A 24,000-nucleotide genomic window follows, 5' to 3' on the forward strand; every position below is an offset into this window, starting at 1 on the left:
CACGATAGGGGTTTCGGGCGGTGTTGTGGACTCTTCCACGGTGGGAGGGTCCAGGCTTGGTGGCATGCGGGAGGAGCTACTCACGATCGGCCGCTTCGCGCGGTTGTGCCGGTTGTCGGTGAAGCGGTTGCGGCATTACGACGAGTTGGGCCTGCTGACGCCGGCGCGTGTCGATCCGCACAGCGGTTACCGGATGTACGAGCGCGGGCAGGCGCGGGACGCGTTGACGATCGCGCTGCTGCGGGACGCCGATGTGCCGCTTCCGGCGATCGCGTCGATCGTGCGGGCGTCACCGGAGGCGAGGTCGGGGCTGTTGCGGGCCGAGGGCGAGCAGCTGGCGGCGCGGATCGAGCGTGACCGGGAACGGTTGCGGCTGCTGGAGCGGCTGGCGGCGGATTCGCCGTACGACATCGCGCGGGAAACCGTGGCGGCGCTGGATCTGGTCGTCGTGGAGGGCGTGTGCGATCCCGACGGGATCGGGGCCGTGACGGGTGGGCTGGTCGGGCGGCTGCTGGGGTCGGCGGGGGCGTGGGTGCCGCCGGTCGTCGGGCTGTTCCCGCTGGATCTGCGCGACGGGATGCGCGTGGCCGTTGGCGTGCGCGCGCCTTCGCCGACGCTGCGGTTGCCTGCCGTCGACACGGTCACGACCACCCATCACGGCCCGTACGGCGGGCTGCCGCTGGCGTATCACGCGCTGCTGTCGTGGATCGGCGACCGGGGCCTGGTGCCGCGGGCGCCGGTGCGCGAGGAGTACCTGGTCGCGCCGGGCGAGGCCGCCGAGGAGGAGCTCGTCACCCGTATCTCGATTCCCGTGGAGGAAACATGAAACCCGTTGAGTTCAAGGCGACCGCCGCCCCCGCGCTCATCAACGTCCCGTCGCTGACCTACCTGATGACCGACGGGAAGGGCGACCCCGACGGCGAGGTCTACCGGACCGCCGTCGAGGGCCTCTACCAGGCCTCTTATGCCGTGCGGGCCGCGCTCAAACCCGTCACGACTTACACGGTCGGAACCCTCCAGGGCCGCTGGCACGGCGTGGGACTCGACCCCGACCGCTCCTCATGGCGCTGGACGATGATGATCGCGCAACCGCCCGAGGCGACCGCCGACGTCGTCGCGGCGGCCTTCGCGGCGGTGAAGAAGCCGCGGCCGGGACTCGACCTGGTGCGCCGGGAGGTCTTCGCCGAAGGCGAGTGCGCGCAGATCCTGCACGTCGGGCCCTACGCCGACGAGAAACCCGCCCACGACCGCCTTATGGCCTTCATCGCGGCCGAGGGGCGGGTCGTGAGCGGGTCCCATCACGAGATCTACCTGTCCGATCCGAGGCGGGTGGCACCGGAGAGGATGCGGACGATCCTGCGTTATCCGGTGGCTAGTGGGGCCACGGCCACATGATCGGGCCGATCGCGGTGTAGGTGAGTTGACGACCGGCGAGGATGTCGCTCCACGGCACGGCGTAGGCGGGCGCGCCGACCCACTCCTCCAGGTAGAGGTACTCGCGCGAGGCGCCGTAGGCGCCTCCGACGTTGTAGGCGGGCAGTCCGGGGTCGGCGCGCTCGAACCGCAGATCTCCCGTGCCGGGGGTCTTGGTGGGCAGGAAGACGTGCCACCCGGAGTCGGCCGACGCGACCCAGCGGACCGTCGACGGCGTCCCGAATTTCCCGTCGCCCATGATCGCGACGATGACGTCGCCCCCGAACTCGTCCCACTGCTCGACGCTCCCGGGCACGCCCGCCGTGGCCTGGTTCACGGCCGTGACCTGGGTGACCTTGCCGCCGTTGGTGACCTGGACCAGGTGCGCGATGCCCTCGAAGGAGGTGTCGGCGTCGCCGATGTGCTCGTAGGGGACGCCGACGGCCACGAGCGCGCCGATCGACGCGCTCGCCGAGGGCCGGTAGGAGATGACCGAGAGCGAGGACCCGAACTGGTCATAGGTTTCGGGTCCACCGGAGATGCCCGGGGTGTCCTGGCTGAACCCGGCGAGCGGGGTGGGCGCTCCGGCGCGGAAGGTGTTGCTGAAGACGTGGACCATCCCGGCCATGTCGTTCCAGCCGATGCCCTCGTCGGGCGTCCCGACGGCGAAGTAGCGGTCGGTGACCGCGAGGGTCGCGCCGAAGCCGTCGCGCGTCTCGGCGGTCCCGGCGACTCCGGTGCTGTTCTGGCTGATGAAGTCCCAGGCACCGGCCCGCCAGTACCAGACGGCACCGGCGTCCTCGACCGAGCCGATGCTCTCGCCGGGTGCCGACACGAGCAGGTACGGGACGCCGTCGGAGGTGACCGACGCGGCGAGCGCGGCGCCGAAGGCGTCGCCCTCCTCGCGGACCTCGGGGACGTCGGGACTGTTCTGCTGGAGCGCGATCGCGCCGGCGGGGTTCAGTCCGCCGGGCGCGCCGGGGATGACCCAGATCATGCCGGCGCCGCCGGTGGAGCCGATGCTCTCGCCGGGTGCGCCGACGACGAGGTCGTCGCAGCCGTCGCGGTTCCAGTCGAGGCTGGCGTGGGCGGCGCCGAAGTGGTCGTTGTACTCGGACAGGTCGGGCATGCCGGCCGTGTCCTGGCTGTACGTCGACGTCCGGCGGCCGCCACCGATGTCGGCATAGGTGACCGCGAAGGCCCCGGCGTAGGTCTTGCCGCCGACGGTGGCCCACTCGTCGGCGAGGACGACGTCGCGCGTGCCGTTGCAGTCGAGGTCGTAGGCCTCGTCGCGGACGTAGTCCTGGGCGGCGGCGGGCGTGGCGGGCTGGACGACCGTGAGGGCCGCGCCCGCGAGGGCGGCGGCGAGGAGGAGCTTGTTCACGCGGACGCCAAGCTGTCGGGAGGGACGGGTCACCACGATCGGTTCTCCAGGACCGGTTCGTTCGCGCCCCGGAGGATGTTGTTCCAGGGGACGCCGAAGTACGGGCCGCTGCCGAGATAGAGGTACCGCGCCGAGGCCGCGAGTTCGCCGAAGCCGAAACCGCCGTCGGCGGGCAGGCCGTGGCGCGTCGCCTGCATCCAGATGTCGGACGCGCCGGGGTTCTTGACGCCGCGCATGACGTGGGCGGCGCCGTAGAAGCCGTCGGCGGTGGTCTCGCCGGGGACCGAGGCGGCCCACACGGTCGTCGACGGTGTCGCGATGGCGCTGCCGTCGCTGGTCGCGACCACGACCCCGGCCCCGAGGTTGTCGCCGTCCTGGGCGCTGTCGGGGACGCCCTCGGCGCTCTGGTCGAGATAGCTCAGCGCGGTGACCTTGCTGCCGACGACCGACACGAGGTGCGCCGAACCGGCGTCCTCGGCGGTGTTGGAGATCAGGTCCTCATCGGGCACGCCGATGGCGAGGAGAACGCCGACGGGCGCGCTCGTGCTGGAGCGGTAGGACACCAGGGAGACCGAGCTGCCGAAGAAGTCGAACTCCTCGGGCGTGCCCTCGACTCCCGCCGTACCCTGAGTGACGCTCGCCATCGCCCACGGGCGGCTCGTCGCCGAACCGTGCGTCATGACCTGCACGGCACCGGTCCAGGAGGCGCCGTCGTCGTAATAGGGCATGCCGACGGCGAAGAAACGCTCGTTGGCGACGAGGACCTCGCCGAAGTGGTCGACGTCGTCGGAGTTCCCGATGACGCCCTTGGTGTCCTGGGTGATCGTGGTCCACTTCCCATCGCGCAGGTAGTGGATCATCCCCCCACCACCGCCGTACCGCCCGACCGTCTCATCCGGGCTGCCGATGATGAGGAAGGGAGCGCCCGCCGAGGTCGTGCCGGCGGCGAGGCTCGTGCCGAAACCGTCGCGCGTCTCGGCCGTGCCGGGGACACCGGCGGTGTTCTGGCTGTACGCGAAGGACTTCGAGGTGTCGAGCCCGGTCGGGGAGCCGGGGATGATCCACACCATCCCGGCCTCGGCCGCCGAGCCGATGCCTTCGCCGGGAGCGCCGACGACGAGGTCGTCGCAGCCGTCCTTGTTCCGGTCGTAGGAGGAGTGGACGGCGCCGAAGCGGTCGCCCTTCTCGGCGGTGCCGGTGATGCCGGGGGTGTTCTGCGTGAAGTGGGCCGTCCGGCCGGTGGTCGTGTAGACGACGGCGAAGCCGCCGGAGCCGGGAAGCTCGTCCGGGCCCGATTCGTCGTGGTAGGCGTCGCGGAGGCCGTCGCAGTCGAAGTCGTCGGTCTCCTGTGGCAGGTAGACACCGTCGGCCTGCGCGGGAGTGGACGAGAGGGCGGTGAGCGTGGCCGCGGCCAGGAGGGCGGCGGCGAGCGCTGGCACTGTTCTTCTGTACATCAGGCACCTTCGGGCAGAGGGGGGCTGCCGAGAAGATACTCGATCCGGGGGGCCGCCGGTCCTGGCCGAACATCCGCCGTTCACCTGACCGTCACGGCAGACTCGTGGGCATGCCACGAGCTCTCGTCTTCAGCGAATACGGCGGTCCGGAAGTCCTCCGCCTCATCGATGTCCCCCTGCCCGAACCCGGTCTGGGCGAGGTGCGCCTGCGCGTCCGGGCGGCGGGCGTGCAGCCTTTCGACAACGCGTTCCGGGCGGGCATGGCGCGTGCCTGGGCGCCGGCGAGTTTCGACCGGGGTGGCGGCCCGCAGCCGACGGGGACGGAGGCGGCGGGGGTCGTCGACGCCGTCGGCGACGGGGTTTCCCGCCTGACGGTCGGTGACGAGGTGCTCGGGTGGTGCGGTGGGGCCTTCGCGGAGTACACCGTGGTGCCCGAAGGGCAGCTCGCGGCGAAACCGGCGGGCATGCCGTGGGCGGAGGCGGGGTCGCTGACGGCGTCGGGGCAGACGGCGCACAGCGCGCTTCGGGCCCTGGGCGCCGAGGAGGGTGAGACCTTGCTCGTGCACGCCGCGGCCGGGGGTGTCGGGAGCTATGCCGTGCAGTTGGCCGTCGCGTGGGGAATGCGCGTGATCGGGACGGCGTCGGCCCGCAACCACGACTATCTGCGCGAGTTGGGCGCCACACCGGTCGCGTACGGGCCCGGTCTCGCCGACCGCGTCCGCGCGATCGCCGCGGTCGACGCGTCCTTCGACGCCGTCGCCACCGACGAGTCGCTGCGGGTGGGCGCCGAACTCGCGCCCGGCCGTGCCGGGACGATCGCGGGCGACCCGGGCAAGGCCGCCGGGTTCGGCGTGCGCTGGCTCGACACGGGCCGCGACCTGCCGAGCCTTCAGGAGCTGCTCGCGCTGTACGGCGACGGGAGACTGCGGGTCGAGGTCGCGCGGACCTTCCCCCTGGACCGCGCGGCCGAGGCGATGAGCGAGGTCGCGACGGGGCACGTGCGCGGGAAGGTCGTCGTCACGCCGGCGTGACGAGAAGCGGGGCCCGGCGCGTGCGCCGGGCCCCGCTCTTTCCTTGTACATCAACCGCTGCGGCCGTGTCGCTGCCTTCCGAACCGACCCGGCCACGCGGTCGTCGTCACGTGCTCCTGAAGCCTCAGGCGCCCGCGATGAATCCCACGTAGAGCAGGAGGTTCGGCGAACCGGTGCCCGGGTCGGTGACGACGTCCGGGGTCGCGTTCTCCGTCAGCGCCGCCGCCACGTCGGCGGGGGTCGCCGAGGTGTTGGCCGACAGGTACAGCGCGGCCGCGCCGGCGACGTGGGGCGTCGCCATCGAGGTGCCGCTGATGGTGTTCTCGCCGCCGTCGAGCCACGCCGAGGTGATGTCCTCGCCGGGGGCGAAGATGTCGACGCAGCTGCCGTAGCTGGAGAAGTCGGCCTTGGCGTCGGTGTTGTTCGTCGCGCCGACGGTGATGGCCGACTCGACCCGCGCGGGCGAGTAATCGCACGCGTCATCGGCGGAGTTGCCCGCCGCGACGGCGTAGGTGACGCCCGATTCGACGGAGGCCGCGACGGCCGCGTCGAGAGTCTCGTCGGCGCCGCCGCCGAGGCTCATGTTGGCGACCGACGGTCCACTGTGGTTCTCGGTGACCCAGTCGATGCCCGCGACGACGCCCTCGGTGGTGCCGGAGCCCGCGCAGTCGAGGACGCGGACGCCGACCAGCGCCACATCCTTGGCCAGCCCGTACTCGGTGCCGCCGATGGTGCCCGCCACGTGCGTACCGTGACCGTTGCAGTCGGTCGCGTCGTCATCGTTGTCGACGGCGTCGACACCGCTGGTCGCGCGGCCACCGAAGTCAGGGTGGTCGAGCGTGACACCGGTGTCGATGATGTACGCGGTGACGCCGGTGCCCTCGTTCGGCGACGTGTAGCTGTCGTCGAGCGGGAGGGCGTTCTGGTCGACGCGGTCGAGACCCCACGACGGAGGACTCGGCTGCTCGCCGAGGCTCCAGACCTGACGGTCCTGCTCGACGAACGCGACACGCGGGTCGGCGGCGAGCCGCCGGGCCTGTGTGTCGTCCATCGTCGCGGCGAAGCCGCCGAAGCTGTCGAAGGTGTTGGTGATCGTGGCGTCGTAGCGACCGCCGAGCAGCGACGAGGCGTCCTCAGTGGACACTCCGTCGGCCAGCTTGATCAGGAACTCACCGGAGATTGCGCCTTCGGCGCCTGCGCCAAGAACGTTGCCCTCAGCCTGTGCCGGGGAGGCTGAGAGCAACGCGAGGCCCAGCGCGGCCACCGCGGAGACACCGACACCGGTGGCTACGCGGCGCCGGAAGGACGTGGATTCCTTCATGCCGTTCCTTTCACTGTCCGTAAGTGACAAACCCGGACATGGGGTCCGGGTTTTTCGAACACTTCCAGACAGGTTGAGGAATGTAAACCCTTCGATGCCATTGATGAGGACCTTCGGCCTAGTGACGAAAGGCGGGGGTTCTGCTAGCGAACTTTACGAACGTTAGGGCGGACAAGGGATCCCGACACCGACGGCGGCCGCGTCGACCCCTGCCGAAGCGCGCCCGCACAGGTACGGATTCCCGGCGCGTAAGCCCAGTTCAACGCTACTTTTGTTGGTCCACAAGGGAAGCGGCCGAGGATGCTCCCGAGACCACCTGGCGCCACGGGAAATCCGGCGGCGGTCGCCACGACTGTGACCGCTCCCATGCCGACGCGGAGGCTACCGACGGGTAGCCTCAAGCCGATTTCGCTGATTCCCAGCATATGGACATCGAGATCGCTCGATAACCGAGCGTCGCCGACGGATGTGGCCTGCCCGGGCCGTTGCGGAATCGGGAAAGTCACAGTGAAAGCACGCACTTCATTGGGAATGGTGTCCAATGCGGACTCATCGCCGGATGCGGCCACGCGATCATGGGTATGCCTCGCCGGCCGCGCCAGATCGGGGCCGGCCGGGTCCCGGCGCACGGCGGGGCCACCGGTCCCGGTCAGGTGCGCTCCCGCCGTCCGGCGCGCGTGGAGGAAGGAAAGGCGATAGGTGTCAGTGCCGGGTTCCGGGGCGGTACAGCAACTCCAGGATCGACCGGGCCGTGGTGATCCAGCACTCCAGGAACTCCGCGGTCGGCGGATCGGTGCGCGCCGGAAGCTCGTGCAGCAGCCCGCGGAAGAGGGGGTGCGCGGCCATGGGGAGTCCGGAGTCGTCGTCGGGGTGCGGCGGGCCGTACTGGTGCGGCGGCTCGAAACGCTCGCGCGGGAAGTCGCGGTGATCGCGCGGGTCACGGCGGCGGTCGGGCGGCATGAGCCCGAGAAGCGGGTCGCCGTCGACGGCGTGGCCGACGGGACCGTCATGGGTCACCGTCTGTGCGTTGTCCGGAACTCTGTTCACCTTGTCCATGGTGCCGCACACAAGGCGTAGTCGGGGCGAATCCGGGCGTGTGTCGCGAATCCGGCTTTTCGCGAGCGGGTTTCCTAGCGGGACCTTAACAAGGGTGGCGCGCCTCGACGGACCTCAATACGCTGCCGGACATGGCCAGAAACGCCTGGGGAACCGCGGTCGCAACCGCTTTCGGAACAGCCGCGGTGATCGCCACCGCGCAGCTCGGTGTCGCCTACGGCCTCACCATGATGGACTGGCGCACCGGCACCGCCGGACTGTGGTCGACGAACATGGCCTGGACGACGTGGCTCGCCGCGGTGTCCACTGTGCTCGGTGCGCTCGCGGGCGCGATGGTGGCCGCCGCCAAGGGATCGCAGTCGGTCGCCGTGCGGCTGTCGGCGGCGCTCGCCGCCGGGATCGGCGCGGGCGTCCTGGCGCCACTGGTCGCCTTGCCGGCCCGCGAGAACGCGCAGGCCGCGGTGTCGGGGACACCGTTCCTGGCCGTCGGGATCGGCATCGTGGCCGGGCTCGCGCTCGCGCTGATCGCGATGGCCGCCCGGCCGGTCGCGTGGAGCATGCTCGCCTCGGCCGCACTGATCTGGCTGCTGGCGATCCTCTCGATCGCCGTACCGGTCGGCGACAAGAGCATGCCGGTCGCCCAGCTCGGTGTGTGGGGTTCGTGGGCCGACGTGACCGGCGCGCTCGGCAAACGCGGTTTCGCGCTGGCCCCGCCGCTGCTGATCGGTTCACTGCTGATCGGCGTGATCGTCGCGCTGTTCGCCAGCGGGAACGGGAAGAAGCAGGGGATCGCGGCCGCGTCGGGCGTGGTCGGGCCGCTGCTGGTGACCGTCGCCTACCTGGTGGCCGGTCCCGGCACGGGAACGACCGTCGACTCGCTGTCGGCGTTCCTCGTCGGCCCGTACGCGGCCCTCGTCGGGTTGCTCGGATCCCTCGTGGTGACGCTGTTGCGGCGGGACAAGCCGAGCTCACCGCCGCTGACGCCGGTGACGGCGACCGCCGAAGGCGACCACCCGCCGCCACTCCCCCGCCGCGACGATGACGACACCGTCTACGAGCGGATCCCGGCCTCGCCCAACCCGCCCGACCCGTACGTCGACGAGTACACCAAGGCCCTCGACGACGTCGACAGCGCTTTCGGCGGCAGCACACCGCAACCCGCCCGCGAAGGGGAGGACGTACCCGCCACCGCCCCCGACGCCCCACCGCCACCGAAGGACGACACCGAGGACTGGGTCACCGGTCTGCGCGAGGACGAGAAGGCGCCGCCCAAGAAGCGGACGAGGCGCAAGAGCTGACGTGACGGTCCGGGCGGCATGATCGACGCGACGATTCGTGCCGCCCGGACCGCCTACCTGCCCGCGCTCACCGACGTCAAGGCCGTCTGGCGGTCTGGCGGTCTGGCGGTCTGGCGGTCTGGCGGTCTGGCGGCCCCGGCTGATCATGACGCCGGAGTCCCTGGCCCACACCTGCGACGGCACGCCACCCGAGCCCTTCCGTCTGAAGTGGACGGTAGTGACACCGGTGTCGCCGGAATCGGGCCGGTCCGCTCGTCAACGCGCGCCCGGGGCACCTAACGGACACCGAGCGATATTCGCTCGGACGCCGAAACCCGGCGGTGGCAGGCTGAAGCCATGAACGACATCATCGTCCGCGACGCGGGCCCCTCCGATCACGAGGCCATGGCCGAGGTCTTCCGCTCGTGCCATCCGGCGCTGCTGGTCAGCGCGGCCTCCATCGCGCACGCCGCCGAGGCCTTCGCCGACGCCGGTCTCGCCGAGTTCGTCGCCGAGACCGAAGGCCGCGTCGTCGGCGTCGTCTCCGGCTGGCGCAACGTCTGGAGCACCGAGGAGGGCGCGGTGGCCGTGGACATCGCCGTCCGGCCCGAGTTCCAGCGCCGTGGCGCCGGAACGCTGCTGATGGCACGGATCGAGCGGCACCTCGCCGGCCTGGGCGCGCGGGTCACCTCGGCGAACGCCGAAGACCCCGCGGGGATCGCCTTCGCGGCCGCGCACGGGTTCGGCACGGGCCGTATCGCGCGGATCTCACGCTGCGACCTGGCCGATCTGCCACCCGTGCTCGCCGTTCCCGAGGACGTCCGGATCGTCCGGCTGTCCGAAGTGGACGACCTGCGCGCCCTGCACGCGAGTGACAACCTCGCGGCCATGGACATCCCGACCGACCGGCCCTTCGTGCCCTTCGCCTTCGAGCAGTGGAAGGTCAAGCAGCTCGGCGATCCGCGCCTCGACCACGATCTGAGCCTGGTCGCGATGGTCGGCGACACGTTCAGCGCGATGGCCTACCTGCAGCGCGTCGGCGACCGCGTCCACTCCGCCTTCACCGGAACGCATCCCGGCTTCCGTGGGCGCGGGCACGCCACCGTGCTGAAGTCGCACGCGCTGCACGCGGCCCGCGACACCGGCGCCACCGAGGCCTTCACCGCCAACGACGCGAAGAACGCGCCGATGCTGAAGGTGAACACGCGGCTGGGCTACGTGCCGTTCCTGGAGCGGACCGCGCTGCGTCGCGAAGGTGTGGCAGGGTCGTGATCATGTCCCCTCACACCGTCCGCCCGGCGACCCCCGCCGACCACCAGGACATCGCCGACGTGATCGCGGCGGTGTTCCCGTACCTGCTCACCAGCCCCGCGTCGCTGGCGCACTGGCTGGAGACGTCCACCGGCGACAGCCCCGCGCTGTTCGCGGCCGAGGAGGAGGGGCGCGTCGTCGGGTCCTGCTTCGTGAGCTTCTCGCCGATGTCGTCGACGCCCGGCGCGGTGGGCATGCAGCTCGCCGTCCTGTCCGGTCACCGGCGGCGGGGCATCGGCTCGGCGCTGCTGGCCCGCGCCGAGGAGCACCACGCCACGATCGGCGGATCGACGTTGTCGTCGCACTCCGGCGACGACGACGGGCTCGACTTCGCCGTCAAGCGTGGCTTCGCGGCCGGGCGCACCGGCCGCATCTCGCGCGCGCTGCTCGCCGGGATCCCCGACGCCGCACCGGTTCCCGCCGGGATCGAGGTCCGGCCCCTCGCCGAGGTGGAGGACTGGCGCGCGGTCTACGAGACCGACGCCCTCGCCCTCGTCGACATCCCCGGCACGACACCTCTGGTGCCGCCGCCCTACGAGCGCTGGCGCGAGGAGATCCTGGCCGACCCTCGCATGGACGTCGCGTCGAGCGTCGTCGCGCTGGACGGGAAGACGGTCGCGGCCCTGGCGTACCTGTACCGCGTGGGCGGCCGCGTGTACTCGAACTTCACGGGCACGCACCCGGAGTATCGCGGGAAGGGACTGGCGATGCTGGTGAAGTCGCACGGCCTGCACACGGCCCGGCGCGCCGGTGTGACCGAGGCGTTCACGATCAACGACGCGGAGAACACGGCGATGCTGGCGGTGAACACGAAGCTGGGGTACGAGGGGTTCGCGGTCCAGCGGGCGGTGAAGAGGGCGGCGAGGTCAGAGCTCTAGGAGGGTGATGAGCATGTCGCGGAGGTCGTCGAGCTCTTCTCCGCTCACCCGGCCGATGTAACGCTTCAGCCGTTCGTGCGCGACCGTGCGTATATCCTCGGTACGCACCCACGACGGCCGCTCAAGTCCGCACCGCTCGACATCGAGCGGGAGGTGATAGGGGACGCCGCGATCACGTGAAGTGACCGCCATCGCGATGGCGATGCGACTCGGGGTGCGGTTGAGCCGCTCCGGGCTGATGATGACCGCAGGCCTTTGATAGCCCTGTTCGTGTCCGACCGGATCACCGAAGTCAACCATGTAGATCTCACCGATGCGCGGTGCGTTCACCACTCGTCCAGTCCGTCCTTGAGCGAGGCGTCCCCGGCCGCCTGTTCGCGGCGAAGGTCGGCGAGCTCCTCGGGACTCATGCGGGCGAACGCGGCGTCGACCGAATCCCAGAACGCCTTGCGCTGCGCGGCCTTCACCGCCTTGGCGACGACGACGGCGATCGTCGTGCCGCTGGCGGTGGCGAGCGCCGCGGCGGCATCACGGACAGACTTGTCGACGCGGATCATCACGGTGGCCATGGGTCGAGTATACGTTAGTGTAGACACACGAATAGTATAGATCACATGTGCGAAGCGTTATTCATGCGGGTCAGCGCATTGACGAAGCTCGACGTCTGGATTGCTTGCCGCAACGAGGATGCGGACACGCGCGTGTCTTAATCGTCCCGATTTCGCCGGGTCCGCTTCACGTCCGACCGGCGCTTCTTCGCCGCGATGCGCCGTTCGACCGCGCGGCGGCCGGGTTTCGTCGCCCGCCGCTTCGGCGGTGGGGGCGCGATCGCCTCGCGCAGCAGCTGCGCGAGGCGGGCCAGGGCGGCCTCGCGGTTGCGCAGCTGTGCCCGGTGTTCGGAGGCGGCGACGGTCACGACGCCATCGACGAGCCGTCCGGCGAGCCGTTCCAGCGCGCGCGTCTTCAGAAAGTCGCTCAGCGCGCCCGTCGCGGCCACGTCGAAGCTGAGTTCGACGCGGCTGTCGGTGGTGTTCACGCCCTGCCCGCCCGGTCCTTGCGAGCGCGAGAAACGCCAGCTCAACTCGCCCTCGGGTATCAAGACCGTGTCGGTGACGCGCAGCGGTCCTGGCACGGCGGGGCTCCTCTTCGATGGTCTCCCACCATCGTAGTGAGACCCCGCCGTGCGCTCAGGTCTATTTCGCGGCCTCCCATTCGTGCACGGCGGGTCCGGCCGCGGCGTTGCGGACGTAGAGCTTGAGCATCTCCCGCAGGGCCTCGGTGCGCCCGTGCGTCTCCTCGAAGTGCCGCACGGTCGCGACCTGCCAGGAGGCTCCGTTGATCCGCGACCGGCACCGCGCCTCGATCACACCGAGGAGCCGGTCGCGTTCGACCGGGTCGACGCCGAAGCGGTCGAGCCCTTCGTAGGCCAGTGGGAGCAGCACCTCGTCGACGAGCCGGACGCCGTCCACCTCACCGATCCCGGGCCACCACTGGCGGGCGTCGATCCCGTCGCGGGCGGCGGCCTGGAGGTTCTGCTCGGCGACGCCGAAGGGCATGCGCGTCCACACCGGATGGTCGCTTTCGGCGAGCATCCGCACGGCCCCCATGTAGAAGGCCATGTTCGCCAGCACGTCGATGACGGTCGGTCCGGCGGGCAGGACCCGGTTCTCCACTCGCAGGTGCGGGCGGCCGTTGGGGCCGACGTCGTAGACCGGCCGGTTCCAGCGGTACACGGTTCCGTTGTGCAGCCTCAGTTCCGGCAGTTTCGGCACACCGCCCGACCGCCACACCTCGAAGGGGTCCTCGGCGTGCGACTCGGGCAGCAGCGGCGGGAAGTAGCGCGAGTTCTCCTCGAAGAGGTCGAGTACGGACCGGGCCCAGCGTTCGCCGAACCACACCCTCGGCCTCACCCCCTGCGCCTTGAGTTCGCGGCTTCGGGTGTCGGTGGCCTGCTCGAAGAGCGCGATGCGGGTCTCGGCCCACAGTTGCGTGTCGAACAGGTAGGGCGCGTTGGCGCCGACGACCAGCTGAGCGCCGGCGAGGGCCTGTGCGGCGTTGTAGTAGGCGGCGAAACTCTCCGGGCCGACCTGGATGTGGAACTGCACGCTGGTGTTGGCCGCCTCCGGCGCGATCGAGTCGGTGTAGACGCGAAGCCGTTCGGCGCCGCGGATGTCGAGCTCGATGTCGTCACCGCGCGCGTTGATGATGGAGTCGTTGAGCATGCGGTAGCGAAGGTTCACCGAGAGGCTCTCCTCGGTGGCGTCGGCGTGGCGCAGGGTGGGCAGCGTCCCGACCAGGACGAGGGTGGATCCCGTTTTGCGCGCGCGTTCGTCGACCTCGTGCAGCATGTGCCGCAGATCCTGCTCGTAGGCGGAGAAGCCGCCGGTCGCGATGGATCTGGGCGCCAGGTTCAGTTCCAGGTTGTACTGGCCCAGTTCCGGCTGGACCGATACCTCGTTGTAGGCGTCCGACTCGGCCAGGTAGGCCAGTACCTCGGCGTTCTTCAACGACGCCCGCCCTGCGTCGTCGATGAGGTTGATCTCCAGTTCGACGCCGGTTAACAGCTCGTCGCCCTCGAACTGTCCACTGTCGAGCATCAGGCCCAATGTGGACAGACATCGTCGCATCTTGCCCCTGTAGCGGCGAAGATCCGCGTGTGTGTACGTACGCTGACGTACCTGGTCGCCCATCTGCCCTCCCCAGCGTCCGGCGCCATTGACAACAACCGGTCGTACGGTTGTTACATCATGGCTACCGCACGCTAGGCGGACCGACACCATCCGGGGAAGGCCTTTCCCTCCGCTGTCAACTAATCGACGGAAGGCTATACAACAGTCGGTATGCGTGCTCAGTGCATGGGTGTGCTTACTGCGCCCTGTGACTGAATCGCCTGGGACCAGACCCGGACGATGTCGCGCACCGAGATCACCCCCGACGGCTCCTTGCCGTCGATGATGATGAGGTGCCGGAACCCGCCCCGCACCATCGCCGAGGCCGCCTCGTGCAGCGTCCACGTCGGCGGCGCGAACACCAGGTCACTGGTCAGATGCGAGCCCGTCCGCTCCACGTCGGGATCGAGCCCGGCGCCGATCGCGTTGAGGATGTCGCGTTCGGTCAGGATCCCGATCCCCGAGGAGTCGGGGTCGATCACGACCGCCGCGCCGACCCGTTTCTGCGACATCAGGCGCGCGGCCTGCCGCAGTGTGTGGTCGGGCCCGATCGACAGGACCTGCGTGCTCATCGCGTTCCGTACCTGCATGGGAGCCACCCTTCAGCCGGCCGTCCGTAGGGTCATACTCGCCCAAATCGTTCCTCCGCTCAAGGGCTTGACCGGCACATTTAACGAATAAGTCATCTTGAGTACGCTGTGTGCGCCCTCACGCGGTCCCCACGGTCCTAAGGAGCACAAACGAGCATGCCCAGCGACCCCGCGAGCAAACCCACCGCCGCCGACTTCCTCGCCTTGAACCGCCGCGGCGGCCTGTTCACGATGATCGTGAACCAGCGCATCGGTTCCTACTGCGCGCTCGCCGCCCACCGCCTCGGCCTCGCGCCGACCATGGTCACCCTCATCAACCTCGTCTGCGGCATCGCCGTGTCGGTCGCGCTGATCCTCGCGGCCCCCGCCATGGCCGACGGGCGCGTCTCCCCGGTGCTCATGGGACTCCTGGCGCTGGTGGTGTGGCAGTTCGCGTACTCCCTCGACTGCGCCGACGGGCAGCTCGCCCGCGTGACCGGACGAACCTCCCCGGCCGGTGCGAAAGTCGACATCCTGGCCGACATCGCCCAGCAGACCGCCGTCACCGCCGCGACCGCCGCGGTCGCCATGGCCTTCGAACCGAAGACCCCGACGTGGCTCGTCGCCGCCTTCGCCGGCCTGTGGATGACCAACCTCGTCACCTCCGTCATGGGCAAGGACGGCGGCGGCGACAGCCTCGTCGCCAGCGAGTCCGTCGTCGTGGGAGTGGTCAAGCTGATCCGCGACTACGGGGCCATCGTCGTTTTCATCCCTGTGGTCATCGCCTTCTTTCCACAGTGGACGATCTGGGTGCTCGCCCTGTTCACGTTCGTCAACGGAGGGTTCCTGGCGGCGCTGATCGCCAAAACCGCGCTGGATAGTCTGAAGGCTCCCCAGACCTAGGAGGGCGCATGACCTGGCTGGTTACCGGCGGGGCGGGCTACATCGGGGCGCACGCCGTCAAGCGGCTGCACGCCGCAGGCACGCCCGTCGTCGTCTACGACGACCTCTCGACCGGCGACGCCCGTCGCATACCCGACGGAGTGCCGCTCGTCGAAGGCGACGTGACCGACAAGGCGGCGCTCGCCGAGGCCTTCGCCAAGCACCAGGTCACCGGCGTGCTGCACTTCGCGGCCCAGAAGTCGGTCCCGGTCTCCATGGAACGGCCGCTGTTCTACTACGAGCAGAACGTGGGCGGCCTCGCCGCGATCGTCGCCGCCATGAACGAGGCCGGTGTGCGCCGGATCGTGTTCTCCTCGACGGCGGCCCTCTACGGGCTGGCGCCCGAGGAGACGCTGGTCGAGGACCTCGTCGTCGACCCGATCTCGGTCTACGGCGAGACGAAGCTCATCGGCGAGCGCATGCTGCGTTTCGCGAGCGCCGCCTGTGGGTTCTCGTGGATCGCGCTGCGCTACTTCAACGTGGTCGGCGCCGACGAGCCCGCGCTGGGCGACACGTCGGTCGGGAACCTCGTGCCGATCGTGTTCCGCTGCATCGACGAGGGCCGCACGGTCAGTGTGACCGGCGGGGACTATCCGACGCCGGACGGTTCGGGCGTGCGCGACTACATCCATGTCGCCGACCTGGCCGACGCGCACGTCGTGGCGGTGAATCACCTGATCGGGCGGGAACCGGGTTCGGTCGGCGAGGTCTACAACGTCGGGACGGGCACGGGCTCGTCGGTGCTGGAGGTCCTCGACGCCGTGCGTGCGGTGACGGGCCTTGAGGTGCCGGCCGAGGTCGTGGCGCGGCGGCCGGGTGATCCGGCGCGGTCGGTGGCCGGTGTGGCCAAGATCGAGCGCGACCTGGACTGGCGTGCGAGCCGGGGCCTGACCGACATGGTCGCCGACGCGTGGACCGCTTGGCGGGCCGCGCGCTGAAGCCGTGCTGCACCCCGGCGGGGGCGGCGTCGCCGGACGTCGTCCCGCTGGGTTTCACGCCCCCCGAGCGCGACCGGGCGTCGGTGCTCAAGGGCATGGTCGCCGTCCCGGGAGGGACGTACCTGCTGGGCGGTGAGGATCCCGACGCCAACGCCGGTGACGGTGAGGGACCGGTCCGCGAGGTCGTGCTCGGCCCGTTCAGCGTCGATCCGGTGGCGGTGACGGTCGCCAAGTTCGCGACCTTCGTGAAGGCGACCGGTCACGTCACCACCGCCGAGCGCGAAGGCTGGTCGTACGTCTTCCACCTGCTGCTCGATCCCGCCGACCGGGCCGCCGTCGTCGACGCGCACGTGCCGGGGACGCCGTGGTGGCTGCCGGTGCGGGGCGCCGACTGGCGGCATCCGGGTGGTCCGCATTCGGGCGTGGCGCAGAACCATCCCGTGACGCATGTGAGCTGGTACGACGCCTGCGCCTACGCCGCGTGGGCGGGGAAGTCGCTGCCGACGGAGGCGCAGTGGGAGGCTGCGGCGAGGGGCGGGCTCGTCGGCACGCGTTACCCGTGGGGCGGTGAGCTGACGCCGAAGGGCAGGCACCGCGCCAACATCTGGCAGGGGCGTTTTCCTCGGGTGAACAGCGCCGACGACGGCTTCGTCGGTACCGCGCCGGTGAAGACGTATCCGCCGAACGGGTACGGGCTGTACCAGATGGCGGGCAACGTGTGGGAGTGGTGCGCCGACCGGTGGAGCACCGACTGGCATGCGGTGGCCGCGCCCGGGACGCGGGAGGATCCGCGCGGGCCGAGCACCGGGGACGCGAGGGTCGTGCGCGGCGGGTCGTACCTGTGCCACGACTCGTACTGCAACCGGTACCGCGTGGCGGCGAGGACGCGGAACACGCCGGACTCGTCGAGCGGGAACACCGGGTTCCGGTGCGTGGTGGGGGCCTAGCTCCTCCCGGACCCTCGCCGTGCCGTCACCTCCACCTCGATCCGCATGCGCGCGTCGGCGAGCCCGCATTCCAGCATCGTGGCGGCCGGGCGGACCTCGCCGAACACCGCGCGCAGCACCGGCCAGCACGCCGGGAAGTCCTCGCGGTCGGGGAGCATGTACCGCACGCGCACGACGTCGGCGAAGCCCGCGCCGGCCTCGGTCAGGGCCGCCTCGATGTTGCGCAGGCACTGCTCGGCCTGCGCGACCACGTCGTCGGCGATCGTCATCGTCGCGTAGTCGAAACCGGTCGTACCGGACACGTGGATCCAGTCGCCGTCGACGACGGCGCGGGCGTAGCCGATCTGCTCTTCGAAGGTGGAACCGGAAAGAATGGCGCGTCTCATGGACCGGAGGCTAGCCCCGGACCAGGCGATACGTCCAATACGCGGTGGGGCCGGGCACGATATCGTCGGCGATATGGACCTGCCCGAAGTCGAGCTCCGCCAGCTGCGGGTCTTCGCGATCGTCGCCGAGGAGGGTCACGTCGGACGGGCCGCGCGGCGGCTCGGTATCGCGCAGCCGCCGCTGAGTCAGCAGATCCAGCGCCTTGAGGCGAAGATCGGCCACGCGCTCTTCACCCGTCATCCCCGCGGTGTCGCCCTCACCCCCGCCGGGGCCGAGCTCCTCCCCGTCGCGAATGCCGCCCTGGCGCTCGTCGCCCACGGCGTCGACGCCGCCCGCCGCGCGGGCCGGGGCGAAGGCGGGCGCCTGCGCGTCGGGATGGCCGCGTCGCTGGCGTCGTCGTTCCTGCCCCGGGTGGTCCGCGCGTTCCGGGCACGGCACCCGACGGTGGCCCTCGACATCCGCGAGATGACCACCGATCCACAGGCCGACGCCCTGCGCGACGGGCTCATCGACGTCGGTGTGGGCCGCGACGCCGAACCGAGCGAGGGCGTCGCCGTGCGCGCGGTCGCGCACGAGCCGCTGGTGGCGGTGCTGCCGAGAGGCCACCGGCTCGCGACCGCGCCCGACTTCGAAGCGGCCGACCTCGCCGGCGAGACCTTCGCGCTCTTCCCCGCGCGGGCCGGCCGCGCCTTCCACGACCGCGTTCTCGGCGTCTGCCGCGCCGCCGGGTTCACCCCCGACGTCGGACACGAGGCCGTCGAATGGCCGACGCTCATCGCCTTCGTCGCCGCCGGACTCGCCGTCACGATCGCACCGAAAGGCGTCGCGCTCACGGGCGTCGTGCGTCGTGGACTCGCGCGCGACGCGGTCACCGCGATCACCGTCTCCCGTCGCCACGGCGACGCCGACGTCCTCGTCGAGGCCTTCCTCGACGTCGCCCTCGCGGCCGCTAGCCGGTCGTGATCAGCTCGAACGAGGCCGCGAGCGCGCATCCCATCCGCTCGCCGCTGGCCTTGCCGATCATGCTCAGGAACTCGCGCGCGTACTCCTCGACCGGCTTGTCCGACAGGGCCGCGATGTAGGCCTTGTGCTCGGCGAGCGACGCCACGGACGCGTCAAGGGTCGCGGTGATGTCGAGGCCGTGCGTCGACCGCGGCGAGTTCGCCAGCGCGACCCAGCGGACACCGCCCCAGGGCTCGTGGCCCTCCTCGACGAGTTCGGGGAAGATCCAGCGGTTCCCGGCGTCGCCGACGGCGTCGAGCACCGACTGCCCGACCGCGCGGTGGTCGGCACTGTTCCAGGTGCCGGGCGCCCAGTGGTCGCGGTGGTTGAGGGTGATGACGAGTTCGGGCTTGTGGCGGCGGATCGCGCGTGAGAGGTCGCGGCGCAGCGGGAGTCCGGCCTCGACGACACCGTCGCGGTGGTCGAGGAACTCCACGGTGGACACGCCGACGACCGCCGCGCTGGCGATCTGCTCGGCCTCGCGCAGCGGCGCCGACTCGGCGGGCGCGATCCCGTCGATCCCGGCCTCCCCGCGTGTGACCATGAGGTAGGCGACCTCGCGGCCCTCGCCGGTCCAGCGCGCGACGGCGCCCGCGGCGCCGTACTCCATGTCGTCGGGGTGGGCGACGATCGCGAGCGCGCGTTGCCAGTCTGCGGGCATCGGGAGAAGCGGTTCAGGCATGCCGATCAGTATGCCCCTACGTGTGAGGGCCCCCGGTGGGTTGTGCACGAGCCGCACATATTTCCGCTAAATCCCTTGTGGACACTCGGGGCCACGGACGAAGATCACGCTGGTTAAGGTCATGTGAGTGACTTTCAATAGGCGCAAGGCAATCGGACTCGGCGTCGGCGGCGCACTCGCCGCGACCATCGGGGTGGCCCAGCCCGCCGGGGCGTCGAACGCGACCCTCAACGAGGCCTACCAGGCCCAGACGGCCGCCGCGGGCGGGAACTGGTACACGAAGGTGACCAAGGTCGACGCGGCCGGCACCTGGACCTCGATCATCACCGACGACCCCAACAAGGTCATCGACGGCGCCAGCGTGCAGAAGCTCGCCGTCGCCACCGCGGTCCTCGACAAGGTCGACCGCGGCCTCCTCCAGCTCGACCAGAAGGTGTCGCTGACCGGCGACATCATCCTGGCCGGGTCGGGCATGTACTTCCTGCAGACCGTGTGGGGCGACCAGCTCACCGTCGCGGGTTTCCTCACCACGATGCTGCTGGTCTCCGACAACACCTGCGTGCGGCTGTGCGGTTCGCTGTGCGGCACCGACGAGACCAACGCGATCCTGGCCGCGAAGGGCTTCACCTACACGCGCGTCGAGCCCGGTTCGGGCCCGAACCGCTTCTTCCTGGGCAAGACCACGCCCAACGAGATGAACCTGCTGCTGCGCAAGCTCGTCGGCGGGACGCTGCTGTCGTCGCGGTCCTCGCAGTTCCTGGTGGGCGTGCTGCGCGGCCTGTCGGGTTACCACGACGGTGTCCGCCGCGACATGTCCTCGGCGGAGCGGGCGCGGGTCGCGACCAAGTACGGCGCCGACGACGACCGTCGCCACGAGGCCGGGGTCATCTTCGACGCCTCGGGCCGTCCGACGCTCACCTACGCCATGTTCGCCGACTCGGTGCCCGACTCCGGCAACTACGGCGGCACCAACCCGGCGGTGAAGGCCCACGCCGTCCTCGGCCGCAAGATATTCGACGAGGTCAAGACCGCGACCGGACTGAGCCGCTCGGCGGCCGGTGCCTTCCCGATCGAGGAGTTCCGGCCCTCGAACGGCAACTGATCCGCGTGCCCACCCGGCCCCGGTCCTCACTAGAGGGCCGGGGCCTTTCGCTCGTCTCACTTCCGGCGGGCGATGACCGCGACCGAGGCCAGGTGGATCACCGCGCCGATCGCCGAGCCGGCCATCATCCCGGGGATTCCCTGGACGGCGCCGATCGCGAGGTCGCCGACCTGCGCGACCCCGGCGACGGTGAGCGCGACGAGCACGGCCGGGCGCGTGCGCAGCCCCGCGACGAGGAGCACCGCACCGACGGCGAAGCCGACCGGGACCGCGCGGGCGGCGTAGGCGTAGGCGTACAGCTCCAGCCAGGAGTCGACGGCCGGGGCTCCGAGGATCGCCGGGTCGACGAGGGCGAGCACGGCCGAGCCGGTGGCCAGGAGCGCGGCGATGAGGTTGACGGCGACCAGGACGCGACCGAGGCGAGCGGTCGCGGGGCGGGAGGCGGTGGTGAGGGCGGTCGCGGAGGCGGGGGTGGCGGTGAAGGTCATGACCGATTCCATTCTCGAACTAAAGCATTCATGAACAAGATTATCCAGAGCCTATATCATTCACTATCTGAATGATTCTTGGACTGTAGCATGAAGGGCGTGAGTGACATCGACGCCGGCGCGCTCGCCGGCACCGCCACCTTCCAGCTCGGCACGCTCGGCGCCATCGCGACCGAGCGCTTCTCCACCGCAATCGGCGCCTTCGGCCTCAAGCCCAAGCACGCCGGGGTCCTCCAGGTGCTGCTCCTCGACCCGCTCATCTCGCAGCAGGAACTGGCGCACAAGATGGGCGTCGCGCCGAGCCTGATGGTCGGGCTGCTCGACTTCCTGGAGTCGGCCGGCGCGATCGAACGCGAACGTGACCCGGCCGACCGCCGCCGTCAGGTCATCGACGTGACCGACGAGGGCGAGCGCCTCTACGTCCTGTGCGCGAGGGCGGCGGCGTCGATCGAGGTGGAGCTGCTGGCGGGCCTGGGCGAGCGAGCCGAGGGCTTCCGGAAGCTGCTCGCCAACGTCGCCGAGGACTTCGGGCTGCCGACCCGCGACACGCGATGACGGTCACAGCCCGAATATTGGACCTCTAGGTAAACAACGGCTTAGGCTCATGGCATGGGCCGTCCCAAGCAGTTCGATCCCGACGTCGCGCTCGACCGCGCCATGCACACGTTCTGGTCGAAGGGCTACGCGGCCACGACGCCGCAGGACCTCGTCGACGAGCTCGGCATCGGCAAGGGGAGCCTGTACAACACCTTCGGCGGGAAGCACGACCTGTTCCTGGCGGCGCTGCGCCGGTACGCCGAGGGCGCGGCCCGCCAGTTCACCGAGCTGATGGCCGAGCCCGGACCGGTGCGCGAGCGGGTCCGGCGGATCCTCGACGCGACCGTCGACCCCTCGCCGCCGCAGGCGGCCGGCGACGGCTGCCTCGCGGTCAACACCGCCGCGGAACTGGCGCGGAGCGACGAGGAGTCGGCGCGGATCGTGCGGACGATGTTCGCGCGTACCGAGAGCGCGCTGGCCGCGGTCCTCGAACAGGGCCGCCGGGACGGTGAGATCGCCGCCGACCGCGACCCGAAGGCCCTGGCCGCGCACCTGTTCGCCACGCTCGTCGGGCTGCGTGTGCTCATGAAGACCACGACCGACCCGGCCACGCTGCGGCCGGTCGTCGACGCGGCGATCGCCGCCCTCTAGACCCGGATTCCCCCTGGGAACCGGGGCACACCCTAATTTTGTACCCGCAAGTCAAGAACAAGGAGCACCCCGTGGATCTCGGACTCACCGGCAAGACCGCCGTCGTCACCGGTGGCAGCAAGGGCATCGGCCTCGCCGTCGTGCGCACCCTCGTCGACGAGGGCGTTCGCGTCGTCACCGGCTCGCGCAGCATCACCCCCGAACTGAAGGAGACCTCGGCGGTGCCGGTCACCGTCGACCTGTCGACGCCCGAAGGCGCCGCCGAACTGATCGAACGCGCCACCGCCGAGCTCGGCGGCATCGACATCCTGGTCAACAACGTCGGCATCGGCGACATGAGCGACTTCGTGCTCGGAGGTTTCCTCGACCTGCCCGAAGACGCCTGGCGGCACAACTTCGACCTGCACTTCTACAGCGCCCTGCGCGTCAGCCGCGCGGCCATGCCGAGCCTCGTCGAACGCGCGGGCGCGCTGGTCAACATCTCCTCGATCGGCGCTCGCCGCCCCGGCGGGCCGATCGCCTACGACGTCTCGAAGGCGGCGCTGACCGCGCTCGGCAAGGCCCTCGCCATCGAGTTCGGGCCGCAGGGCGTGCGGGTCAACACCGTCTCCCCCGGCCCGGTGAGCACCGCGGTGTGGACCGACCCGAGCGGTTTCAGCGGCGCCCTCGCCGACTCGCTGGGCATCCCGCACGACACCTTCGTCGCGGCCACGATGGAGCGCATGGCACCCGACACCGGCCGCATCACCACGCCCGAGGAGGTCGCACGGGCGGTGGCGTTCATGCTGTCGCCGAACAACATCAGCGGCGCCGACCTGCACGTCGACGGCGGCATCCTCAAGCAGGTCTAGGAAACGCCAAGGGCCGGAGGGAGACCCTCCGGCCCTCCCAGGTCTACAGGGACACGATCATCTTCCCGAGGTTCTCGCCTCTCAGCATCCCGATGAAGGCGGCGACCACGTTGTCGATGCCCTCGACGACCGTCTCGTCGGGCTTCAGCGCACCCGAGCGCAGGTGCGGGACGAGGAGGTCCTCCAGCTCGCCCTGGAGGTGGTTGTACTCGCGGACGAGGAAACCTTCGAGGCGGATGCTCTTGGACACCACGTCGTAGAGGTTCCGGGGCGCCGGTGGCGGGTTTCCCAGGTCGTTGTACTGCGCGACGGCACCGCACCAGGCGACACGGCCGTGCGTTCTGAGGTTCTCGATGGCGCCTTCGAGATGGTCGCCGCCGACGTTGTCGAAGAAGACGTCGACGCCCTCGGGCGCGGCCTTCGCCAGCTGCGCGCCGACCGGGCCGTCGTGGTAGTCGAAGGCGGCGTCGAAGCCCAGGTCGTCGACCAGGTGACGCACCTTCGCCGCCGATCCGGCGCTGCCGATGACGCGCCGGGCGCCCAGCAGCCGCGCGATCTGCCCGGCTGCGGTGCCCACGCCCCCGGCGGCCGCCGAGATGAAGACGTCCTCGCCGGGCTGGAGGCGCGCGATCCGCGTCAGGCCGACGTAGGCGCTCAGGCCGGTGCCGCCGAGCAGGCTCAGGCGCGTCCGGATCGGGACGCCCGCCCAGCCGGGCAGCACCGTCGCCTCCTCGGGGGTGACCAGCGCGTGCGTACGCCAGGCCTTGCGGTGGAAGACGAGGTCGCCGTCGGCGAGGCCGGGTGTCCTCGACGCGATGACCCGCCCGATCGAGCGGCCTTCGAGGGGCGTGTCGAGGTCGTTGCCGCCGCCCCAGCCGTCGTAGTCCATCGCCTCGCGCATGTAAGGGTCGACCGAGAGGTGCAGGTTCTCGACGAGCGCGGTCCCGGTCGTGACCTCGGGCAGAGGGCCGCGCACGAAGGCGAAGTCCTCCGGGGTCGGCAGGCCGCTGGGGCGTCGTACCTGGTGAACTGTGGTGGCGGTGGCCATCGTGGGCTCCTCTCGGGGGTCAGGGCTCATTGGTATCCGGGTTCGCGCGCCGGTATCAGGGG

27 protein-coding genes are annotated in these 24,000 nt (G+C 70.6%); 14 read left to right on the plus strand and 13 right to left on the minus strand.

The window, feature by feature from the left end; genetic code table 11:
- Nucleotides 1–64: 64 nt before the first annotated feature.
- A complete protein-coding gene (locus HNR73_RS30220; protein WP_184791089.1) occupies nucleotides 65–826 on the plus strand; it encodes a MerR family transcriptional regulator in 762 nt (253 codons plus the stop codon).
- A complete protein-coding gene (locus HNR73_RS30225) occupies nucleotides 823–1,395 on the plus strand; it encodes a GyrI-like domain-containing protein (protein ID WP_184791090.1) in 573 nt (190 codons plus the stop codon). Before HNR73_RS30220 ends, HNR73_RS30225 begins: the two co-directional genes overlap by 4 nt.
- Here HNR73_RS30225 and HNR73_RS30230 read toward each other — a convergent pair.
- Together HNR73_RS30230 and HNR73_RS30235 are read right to left on the minus strand one after the other, a co-directional pair.
- Nucleotides 1,373–2,797 carry an FG-GAP repeat protein gene (locus tag HNR73_RS30230; protein ID WP_184791091.1) on the minus strand — a complete coding sequence of 475 codons (1,425 nt, stop codon included), beginning with the start codon at nucleotides 2,795–2,797 and terminating at the stop codon, nucleotides 1,373–1,375. The genes HNR73_RS30225 and HNR73_RS30230 overlap by 23 nt on opposite strands.
- A 29-nt stretch (nucleotides 2,798–2,826) precedes the next feature.
- Nucleotides 2,827–4,251 carry an integrin alpha gene (locus HNR73_RS30235; protein WP_184791092.1) on the minus strand — a complete coding sequence of 475 codons (1,425 nt, stop codon included), beginning with the start codon at nucleotides 4,249–4,251 and terminating at the stop codon, nucleotides 2,827–2,829.
- A 110-nt stretch (nucleotides 4,252–4,361) separates the two neighbouring features.
- Here HNR73_RS30235 and HNR73_RS30240 point away from each other — a divergent pair, with 110 nt between their 5' ends.
- Nucleotides 4,362–5,282 (plus strand): NADP-dependent oxidoreductase, encoded by a 921-nt coding sequence (locus HNR73_RS30240; RefSeq protein ID WP_184791093.1) that lies wholly within the window; start codon nucleotides 4,362–4,364, stop codon nucleotides 5,280–5,282.
- A gap of 124 nt (nucleotides 5,283–5,406) precedes the next feature.
- On the opposite strand, the gene HNR73_RS30245 is transcribed toward HNR73_RS30240, so the two are convergent.
- Together HNR73_RS30245 and HNR73_RS30250 are read right to left on the minus strand one after the other, a co-directional pair.
- Nucleotides 5,407–6,603, minus strand: a complete 1,197-nt coding sequence (locus HNR73_RS30245) for a S8 family peptidase (RefSeq protein WP_184791094.1) — start codon at nucleotides 6,601–6,603, stop codon at nucleotides 5,407–5,409.
- A 702-nt stretch (nucleotides 6,604–7,305) separates the two neighbouring features.
- Nucleotides 7,306–7,650 carry a hypothetical protein gene (locus tag HNR73_RS30250; RefSeq protein ID WP_184791095.1) on the minus strand — a complete coding sequence of 115 codons (345 nt, stop codon included), beginning with the start codon at nucleotides 7,648–7,650 and terminating at the stop codon, nucleotides 7,306–7,308.
- Between the two features lie 140 nt (nucleotides 7,651–7,790).
- Between HNR73_RS30250 and HNR73_RS30255 the strand changes: the two genes are divergently transcribed.
- The 3 genes from HNR73_RS30255 to HNR73_RS30265 all read left to right on the plus strand — a co-directional run bounded on the left by HNR73_RS30255 (nucleotide 7,791) and on the right by HNR73_RS30265 (nucleotide 11,125).
- Nucleotides 7,791–8,957 carry a hypothetical protein gene (locus tag HNR73_RS30255; RefSeq protein ID WP_184791096.1) on the plus strand — a complete coding sequence of 389 codons (1,167 nt, stop codon included), beginning with the start codon at nucleotides 7,791–7,793 and terminating at the stop codon, nucleotides 8,955–8,957.
- Between the two features lie 336 nt (nucleotides 8,958–9,293).
- A complete protein-coding gene (locus HNR73_RS30260) occupies nucleotides 9,294–10,208 on the plus strand; it encodes a GNAT family N-acetyltransferase (RefSeq protein ID WP_184791097.1) in 915 nt (304 codons plus the stop codon).
- Nucleotides 10,209–10,210: 2 nt separating this feature from the next.
- The gene (locus tag HNR73_RS30265) at nucleotides 10,211–11,125 is read left to right on the plus strand and encodes a GNAT family N-acetyltransferase (protein WP_184791098.1); all 915 of its coding nucleotides are present in this window, start codon (nucleotides 10,211–10,213) and stop codon (nucleotides 11,123–11,125) included.
- On the opposite strand, the gene HNR73_RS30270 is transcribed toward HNR73_RS30265, so the two are convergent.
- The 5 genes from HNR73_RS30270 to HNR73_RS30290 form a co-directional block, all read right to left on the minus strand.
- The gene (locus HNR73_RS30270) at nucleotides 11,114–11,458 is read right to left on the minus strand and encodes a type II toxin-antitoxin system PemK/MazF family toxin (RefSeq protein WP_184791099.1); all 345 of its coding nucleotides are present in this window, start codon (nucleotides 11,456–11,458) and stop codon (nucleotides 11,114–11,116) included. The genes HNR73_RS30265 and HNR73_RS30270 overlap by 12 nt on opposite strands.
- Nucleotides 11,452–11,694 carry a hypothetical protein gene (locus HNR73_RS30275; protein WP_184791100.1) on the minus strand — a complete coding sequence of 81 codons (243 nt, stop codon included), beginning with the start codon at nucleotides 11,692–11,694 and terminating at the stop codon, nucleotides 11,452–11,454. Before HNR73_RS30275 ends, HNR73_RS30270 begins: the two co-directional genes overlap by 7 nt.
- Before the next feature lie 137 nt (nucleotides 11,695–11,831).
- The gene (gene arfB, locus HNR73_RS30280) at nucleotides 11,832–12,257 is read right to left on the minus strand and encodes an alternative ribosome rescue aminoacyl-tRNA hydrolase ArfB (protein WP_184791101.1); all 426 of its coding nucleotides are present in this window, start codon (nucleotides 12,255–12,257) and stop codon (nucleotides 11,832–11,834) included.
- Nucleotides 12,258–12,318: 61 nt separating this feature from the next.
- On the minus strand, nucleotides 12,319–13,815 hold the full coding sequence (locus HNR73_RS30285; RefSeq protein ID WP_184791102.1) for a glutamate-cysteine ligase family protein: 1,497 nt from the start codon (nucleotides 13,813–13,815) through the stop codon (nucleotides 12,319–12,321).
- 158 nt (nucleotides 13,816–13,973) lie between these two features.
- Nucleotides 13,974–14,384 carry a CBS domain-containing protein gene (locus tag HNR73_RS30290; protein ID WP_184791103.1) on the minus strand — a complete coding sequence of 137 codons (411 nt, stop codon included), beginning with the start codon at nucleotides 14,382–14,384 and terminating at the stop codon, nucleotides 13,974–13,976.
- A 156-nt stretch (nucleotides 14,385–14,540) separates the two neighbouring features.
- Between HNR73_RS30290 and HNR73_RS30295 the strand changes: the two genes are divergently transcribed.
- From HNR73_RS30295 to HNR73_RS30305, 3 genes are read left to right on the plus strand one after another with little or no spacing between them, the layout of a single operon-like run.
- On the plus strand, nucleotides 14,541–15,266 hold the full coding sequence (locus HNR73_RS30295) for a CDP-alcohol phosphatidyltransferase family protein (RefSeq protein ID WP_184791104.1): 726 nt from the start codon (nucleotides 14,541–14,543) through the stop codon (nucleotides 15,264–15,266).
- 8 nt (nucleotides 15,267–15,274) lie between these two features.
- Nucleotides 15,275–16,243 (plus strand): UDP-glucose 4-epimerase GalE, encoded by a 969-nt coding sequence (gene galE, locus HNR73_RS30300; protein ID WP_184791105.1) that lies wholly within the window; start codon nucleotides 15,275–15,277, stop codon nucleotides 16,241–16,243.
- Nucleotides 16,216–17,190: a formylglycine-generating enzyme family protein gene (locus HNR73_RS30305; RefSeq protein ID WP_239121936.1), complete on the plus strand. Its 975-nt coding sequence runs from the start codon at nucleotides 16,216–16,218 to the stop codon at nucleotides 17,188–17,190. Before galE ends, HNR73_RS30305 begins: the two co-directional genes overlap by 28 nt.
- On the opposite strand, the gene HNR73_RS30310 is transcribed toward HNR73_RS30305, so the two are convergent.
- Nucleotides 17,187–17,576, minus strand: a complete 390-nt coding sequence (locus HNR73_RS30310) for a RidA family protein (protein ID WP_184791106.1) — start codon at nucleotides 17,574–17,576, stop codon at nucleotides 17,187–17,189. The two genes, HNR73_RS30305 and HNR73_RS30310, sit on opposite strands and share 4 nt — an antisense overlap.
- A 73-nt stretch (nucleotides 17,577–17,649) precedes the next feature.
- Between HNR73_RS30310 and HNR73_RS30315 the strand changes: the two genes are divergently transcribed.
- Nucleotides 17,650–18,540, plus strand: coding sequence for a LysR family transcriptional regulator (locus HNR73_RS30315; protein ID WP_184791107.1), 891 nt, complete (start codon nucleotides 17,650–17,652; stop codon nucleotides 18,538–18,540).
- Here HNR73_RS30315 and HNR73_RS30320 read toward each other — a convergent pair.
- Nucleotides 18,527–19,261 carry a PIG-L deacetylase family protein gene (locus HNR73_RS30320; RefSeq protein ID WP_184791108.1) on the minus strand — a complete coding sequence of 245 codons (735 nt, stop codon included), beginning with the start codon at nucleotides 19,259–19,261 and terminating at the stop codon, nucleotides 18,527–18,529. The two genes, HNR73_RS30315 and HNR73_RS30320, sit on opposite strands and share 14 nt — an antisense overlap.
- A 127-nt stretch (nucleotides 19,262–19,388) precedes the next feature.
- Here HNR73_RS30320 and HNR73_RS30325 point away from each other — a divergent pair, with 127 nt between their 5' ends.
- Nucleotides 19,389–20,363 (plus strand): serine hydrolase, encoded by a 975-nt coding sequence (locus HNR73_RS30325; protein ID WP_184791109.1) that lies wholly within the window; start codon nucleotides 19,389–19,391, stop codon nucleotides 20,361–20,363.
- A gap of 56 nt (nucleotides 20,364–20,419) precedes the next feature.
- Here the strand turns inward: HNR73_RS30325 and HNR73_RS30330 are convergent, their stop codons facing one another.
- Entirely contained in the window at nucleotides 20,420–20,851 is a 432-nt protein-coding gene (locus HNR73_RS30330) for a hypothetical protein (protein WP_184791110.1), read from the minus strand.
- Nucleotides 20,852–20,950: 99 nt separating this feature from the next.
- On the opposite strand from HNR73_RS30330, the gene HNR73_RS30335 reads away from it, so the two are divergent.
- The 3 genes from HNR73_RS30335 to HNR73_RS30345 all read left to right on the plus strand — a co-directional run bounded on the left by HNR73_RS30335 (nucleotide 20,951) and on the right by HNR73_RS30345 (nucleotide 22,890).
- A complete protein-coding gene (locus tag HNR73_RS30335; protein WP_184791111.1) occupies nucleotides 20,951–21,406 on the plus strand; it encodes a MarR family winged helix-turn-helix transcriptional regulator in 456 nt (151 codons plus the stop codon).
- A gap of 54 nt (nucleotides 21,407–21,460) precedes the next feature.
- A complete protein-coding gene (locus tag HNR73_RS30340) occupies nucleotides 21,461–22,039 on the plus strand; it encodes a TetR/AcrR family transcriptional regulator (RefSeq protein ID WP_184791112.1) in 579 nt (192 codons plus the stop codon).
- Between the two features lie 71 nt (nucleotides 22,040–22,110).
- On the plus strand, nucleotides 22,111–22,890 hold the full coding sequence (locus HNR73_RS30345; RefSeq protein ID WP_184791113.1) for an SDR family NAD(P)-dependent oxidoreductase: 780 nt from the start codon (nucleotides 22,111–22,113) through the stop codon (nucleotides 22,888–22,890).
- A gap of 43 nt (nucleotides 22,891–22,933) precedes the next feature.
- On the opposite strand, the gene HNR73_RS30350 is transcribed toward HNR73_RS30345, so the two are convergent.
- Nucleotides 22,934–23,938: an NADP-dependent oxidoreductase gene (locus HNR73_RS30350; protein WP_203685759.1), complete on the minus strand. Its 1,005-nt coding sequence runs from the start codon at nucleotides 23,936–23,938 to the stop codon at nucleotides 22,934–22,936.
- Between the last annotated feature and the right edge of the window lie 62 nt (nucleotides 23,939–24,000).

The sequence above is a fragment of the Phytomonospora endophytica genome (assembly GCF_014202425.1).
GTDB classification, from domain to species: Bacteria; Actinomycetota; Actinomycetes; order Mycobacteriales; family Micromonosporaceae; genus Phytomonospora; species Phytomonospora endophytica.